The following is a 4,743-nucleotide window of genomic DNA, read 5'->3' as shown; positions in this document are numbered from 1 at the left end:
CCTGCCATGCCCCCCGGCTTCCCGCCCCCTACCAAGACATGGAAGGACCGGGCGGATACGGTGCACCGGCCCTCTCCTGCCAGAACTGCAGGAATCCGCGAGCCAGCGGGCCGTGCGGAAGAGTTCGAGCGGCGTGACGTGGGCCTCCTTCATGTCGACACGGACGCCCTCGCCCCCCTCGGCGATAGCCCTCAGCTTCTGGCGGAACCGTGGGCCGTCCGTCCCTGGCCAGAAGCGCTCCAGCACGGCATCGTGCCGGACGGTGGCCTGTGGGCGGCGCTCGAGTAGGTTAGCCAAGGCCCTGCCTCCTGCTCGAGGGTGCCCTGGATCAAGAAGCGGGTTGTCAGTGGTCCCGCCCGTACAGAGCTTCACGGGTGTCATGGATCCACGTCTCGGGTTTGAAGGTGTAGGACGAACGACGAACAGTGCCAGCCTCGACGCTCTGTATCGCGTGTTTCTTGAGAACCCGGCAGTCGCGACACTCGGAGCCCGTCTCCAATTCCGCGAGTTCACCCCGGAGACGGTCGCGGCACTCCGACAGGAACTTCAGGGGATGCAGTCCGCAGTCCGGATGCAGGCGGCGGACCGCCAGGCGGAAGCAGAGACGGTCAGTGGCCTCAACGGCATCCTGGCATCCATCGGAGCGAATCCGAGTCTGACACTGTCATCCCCCGGCGGCTTCCCGTCTGCGACGAGCGGCCTGCCGTCAATCCAGCATGGCTTGTTCGCGGCGATGATCGTCTCCGTCGTCGATGGAAACGGCGATCCCCACCTGACGGTGGATTCTCGGATCCAGGACTCCGCGCAGGCGTACCTCATGGGCCAGCTCTCCGAAGGAGCGTGGATTGAGCACCTGGTGGGCCCGCAGGGCCGCGCGCAGTTCGAGTTGGCCATGCAGATCTATCAGCCGCTGATCGCCGAGCTGGGTTTGTCGGAGCTGCCGGAGCTGATGCGCTGGAGCATCTGGGAGCCCGTCCGAATCAGCGCCGCCTCCATGGTCCCACGGAGCCGGCTGGGGGAGCTGCTCGTCCACCTGCAAGGCGGTGTGGGCCCGGATCCAGCCCTGCAGGAGCCACTCGCCAGGGAATACCTCACTCAAGGCGTCGCGCTGTGCAATCAAGCGATGAAGGAGGGCGCGGATTCGGACCGCCTGTTCGCGCAGGGCGAGCAGAAGTTCGCCGAGGCCGTTCGTCTCAAGCCGGACATGCCCGAGGCCTTCGGTGCTTGGGGGGTTTCGCTCTGTCATCGGGCCCTGGGCAGTTTGATGGGGGACACCGGGAAGTCGGACCGCCTGTTCGCGCAGGGCGAGCAGAAGTTCGCCGAGGCCGTTCGTCTCAGGCCGGACAGGTACCAGGACCTCCTTGCTTGGAGCTCCGTGCTCTCCCTCCGGGCCCTGTTGGTGTTGGCCCTCCTGAAGAAGGGCGAGGAGGCGGAGCACCTGTTCGAACTGGCGCGCCAGAAGCTCGAAAAGGCGGAAGGGATAAAACCTGGCTCCGCCGCCTACGAGTTGGCCTGCATCGCGGCGCGCACGGGGCATGAGCAGGACTGCCGTGCGTGGCTCCATCGGGCGCGAGAGCATGGGGCGCTGCCGGAGGTTGAGCGACTCAGGAGCGATGCCCGCCTGGGCGCCGTGCGCAAGCAACAGTGGTTCACCGCGCTCCTCCAGAACCATGAGGACCGAGGCGCGACGCATCCCTGAGGCGGCGTCGCGGCGCTCAGGCGCGCAGCGCGTCGAGGATGGACAGGCGCGCGGCGCGCAGCGCGGGCAGCAGCCCGCCGATGAGCCCCATCAGCGTGCCGAACAGCACCGCGCCCAGGACGATGCCGGGCGTGGGCGAGAAGCCGAAGCCCACCTCGGAGAAGGTCTGGAAGTTCAGCGTGCGGATGTGGATCCACCGCGTGGCCAGCGCGCCCAGGGCTCCCAGCACCCCGCCCGCGGCGCCCAGCATGGCGGACTCCACCACCACGCTGGCCAGCACGCTGCGCCGCCGGAAGCCCAGCGCGCGCAGCATGCCCAGCTCCGCGATGCGCGTCGCCACCTGGGCGTACATCGTGATCATCGCGCCCAGCACCGCGCCCACGCTGAAGACGAAGGACACGAAGAGGCCCAGCACGCGGATGAAGGTGGCCAGCCCGCTGGCCTGGTCCGCCCAGTACGCCGGCTCCGGCTTGCCCTCCAGCGTGAGGCGCGGGTCGGCCTCCACGCGCTTCGCGAAGGCGTCCGCCTCCGAGGGCGAGCGCAGCCGCACCAGCGCGGAGCTGTAGTCGTCGCGCCCGAAGGCCGCACCCAGGCGCCGGGCGTCCGTCCACAGCTCGGATTCGAAGGCGCCGCCCCGGGCCTCGAAGATGCCCACCACCGGCCAGCGCTGCTGGGCGAAGCGCAGCGCTCCGCCGGGCCGGGCCTCCGGCGAGGAGCCCACGAGGGAGCGGCCCAGCGCCACCTCGTGGGTGCCCGGCCGGGGCTTGCGCCCGGAGACGAGCTGGACCTCCGGCCGCGCCGCGAAGCTCCCCGCGCTGATGCCGCGCGCCGTGGTGTTCATCGCCTGGGTGCCCCCGCGCGGCAGCGTCACCAGCACCACCAGCTCCCCGGCCACCAGCGGCGCGCCGTCAGGCCCGGACGCCACCTCCGGGTCCGTGGAGAGGACGCGCACCGCGTCCCGCTCCACGCCGCTGACGAGCTCGCTGGTGGCCCCCTTGCGCAGGACGACGACGTTGGAGGCGTCCCCGCCCGACGCCAGCGCGGACTCGATGCCGTTGGCCAGCATCAGCACCGAGGAGAAGACGAAGACGACGAGCCCCAGGCCCACCACCGTGAGGCCGGTGGACAGCCGGCGCGCCCACAGGCTGCGCGCGTTGTAGAAGAGCGGCACCATGGCTCAGGCCACCTTGCGCAGGCCTTCGGCCACCGGCAGCCGCGCCGCGCGCAGGGCCGGCCCCAGGCCCGCCAGCAGCGCCACCACCACCGCCGCGAGCGCGGAGACGACCAGCGTGCGCCCGCGCATGAGGTGGTCCGGCAGCTGGCCGAACTGCGCGGCGATGAGCTTCCCGAAGGCGTTGACCAGCACCGGCGCGGCCGCCACGCCCAGCGCCGCGGCGCACAGGCCGATGACGGAGGACTCGGCCAGCACCAGCGCCACCACGGTGCGCGGGCGGAAGCCCATGGCGCGCAACGTGGCGATGTCACGGGTGCGCTCGCGCACCCCCATGGCCAGCGTATTGCCGATGACGAGCAGGATGATGAGCAGGATGACGGTGGACACCACCTTCACCGCGGTGAGGATGGCGGACGACATGGCCACGAAGCCCAGCTGGAAGGCCTTCTCGCTCTCCGTCTTCGTCGGGAACGGGCTGTTGTCGAACATGCGGTCGATGGCCGCCGCCACCTCGCCCGAGCGCGCCGGATCATCCACCCGCACCGCGTAGATGCCGGCCTTGTCCTTCATGGCCTGGGGCAACATGGCGCTCTCGTTGAGGCAGCGGTAACCGAACACCAGCGCCGTGGTGTCCGCCCCCGGGCGCGTGCCGGTGTAGATGCCGCGCACGTTGAGCGTCCAGTCTCCGGGGTAGATTGTCCCCTTGAGCGTCACCCGGTCTCCTGGCTTCCAGCCGAAGCGCCGGGCCAGCTTCTCCCCGACGAGCGCGCCGCACGGGTCGCCGCGGAGGGCGGCGAGCTCCTGGGGCGTGGTGGCGTACTCGGGGAAGACCTCCAGGAAGGTGTCGGGGTCGATGGCGAAGTTGGCGAAGAAGTCCTTGCGCGACTCGCCCAGCGAGCCGCCGAACCACTCCTGGTGGGTGACGGCGGTGACGCCCGGCAGCGCCGCGATGCGCGCGTAATACGACAGGGGCAGGGGCTGGGTGATGGACACCTTGTTGCGGACGATGAGCCGGTCCACCTGCGCGGCCTGCGCACCGAAGTAGAAGAGGTCGATGACGGTGCGCAGGAAGATGAAGGCCGTCACGCCCACCGCGCCCGCGAGGATGGTCAGCGTCAGGCGCAGCGGGTTGCGCAGCAGATCCCGCCCCGCGAGTCCCACGTAGTTCACTGGAGCACCCCCTTGTCCAGGTGGTGGACGCGCCCGGCGCGCTGCGCGGCATGCGGATCATGCGTCACCATGACGAGCGTCTTGTGCAGGTCCCGGTGGAGCACCTCGAAGAGGTCCAACACGGCCTCGGCCGCCTTGCGGTCCAGGTCCCCCGTGGGCTCGTCCGCGATGATGAGGTCCGGGTCCGTGACGATGGCGCGGGCAATGGCCACGCGCTGCTGCTCGCCGCCGGACAGCTGCGGCGGTCGGTGGCCCACGCGGTGGGACAGGCCCACCAGCTCCAGCGCGGCGGCCACGTGCCGGCGCCGCTCAGCGCGCGACAGCGGCGTGAGCAGCAGCGGCAGCTCCACGTTCTCCGCCGCGGTGAGCACGGGGATGAGGTTGTAGAGCTGGAAGACGAAGCCCACGTGGGCGGCGCGCCAGTCGCTCAGCTCTCGGTCATCCAGCTGGGCCAGGTCGCGGCCGGCCACCTCGGCGACTCCGGTGGTGGGCCTGTCCAACCCGGAGATGAGGTTGAGCAGCGTGGACTTGCCGGAGCCGGAGGGGCCCATGAAGGCCTCGAAGGCGCCGGTGTCGATGGACAGGTCCACCCCGGCCAGCACGGGCACCTCCACCGTGCCGCGCCGGTACGTCTTGGACACGCCCCGCAGGCGGACCATGGGCGGCACGGTGGAGGTGCCCGTGCTGGCCGGGGTGGACC

At 70.6% G+C, this 4,743-nt stretch carries 4 protein-coding genes; 1 reads left to right on the top strand and 3 read right to left on the bottom strand.

Features of this window, described 5'->3' with window-relative positions; genetic code table 11:
* Positions 1 to 379 precede the first annotated feature (379 nt).
* Positions 380 to 1,699, top strand: coding sequence for a hypothetical protein (locus tag D7X12_RS39415; protein WP_147443947.1), 1,320 nt, complete (start codon positions 380 to 382; stop codon positions 1,697 to 1,699).
* A gap of 16 nt (positions 1,700 to 1,715) precedes the next feature.
* On the opposite strand, the gene D7X12_RS39410 is transcribed toward D7X12_RS39415, so the two are convergent.
* Genes D7X12_RS39410 through D7X12_RS39400 form a run of 3 tightly spaced genes read right to left on the bottom strand, consistent with a single transcriptional unit; the run spans position 1,716 to position 4,702 of the window.
* Entirely contained in the window at positions 1,716 to 2,873 is a 1,158-nt protein-coding gene (locus tag D7X12_RS39410) for an ABC transporter permease (RefSeq protein ID WP_120630293.1), read from the bottom strand.
* A 3-nt stretch (positions 2,874 to 2,876) separates the two neighbouring features.
* Complete coding sequence (locus tag D7X12_RS39405; RefSeq protein ID WP_120630292.1) at positions 2,877 to 4,043, bottom strand: ABC transporter permease; 1,167 nt, start codon at positions 4,041 to 4,043, stop codon at positions 2,877 to 2,879.
* Positions 4,040 to 4,702: an ABC transporter ATP-binding protein gene (locus D7X12_RS39400; RefSeq protein ID WP_244225056.1), complete on the bottom strand. Its 663-nt coding sequence runs from the start codon at positions 4,700 to 4,702 to the stop codon at positions 4,040 to 4,042. The genes D7X12_RS39405 and D7X12_RS39400 overlap by 4 nt, the downstream gene beginning before the upstream one ends.
* Between the last annotated feature and the right edge of the window lie 41 nt (positions 4,703 to 4,743).

Origin of the sequence: Corallococcus sicarius (genome assembly GCF_003611735.1) — a bacterium.
Lineage (GTDB): Bacteria > Myxococcota > Myxococcia > Myxococcales > Myxococcaceae > Corallococcus > Corallococcus sicarius.
The sequence above is the reverse complement of the archived record's forward strand: the minus strand, read 5'-3'. Positions and strand labels throughout refer to the sequence as shown.

Bases quoted from the DNA above. Each gene is read 5' to 3' on its own strand.
- D7X12_RS39410 (WP_120630293.1), bottom strand. From the start codon at position 2,873: ATGGTGCCGCTCTTCTACAACGCGCGCAGCCTGTGGGCGCGCCGGCTG.
- D7X12_RS39415 (WP_147443947.1), top strand. From the start codon at position 380: ATGGATCCACGTCTCGGGTTTGAAGGTGTAGGACGAACGACGAACAGT.
- D7X12_RS39400 (WP_244225056.1), bottom strand. From the start codon at position 4,702: ATGGTCCGCCTGCGGGGCGTGTCCAAGACGTACCGGCGCGGCACGGTG.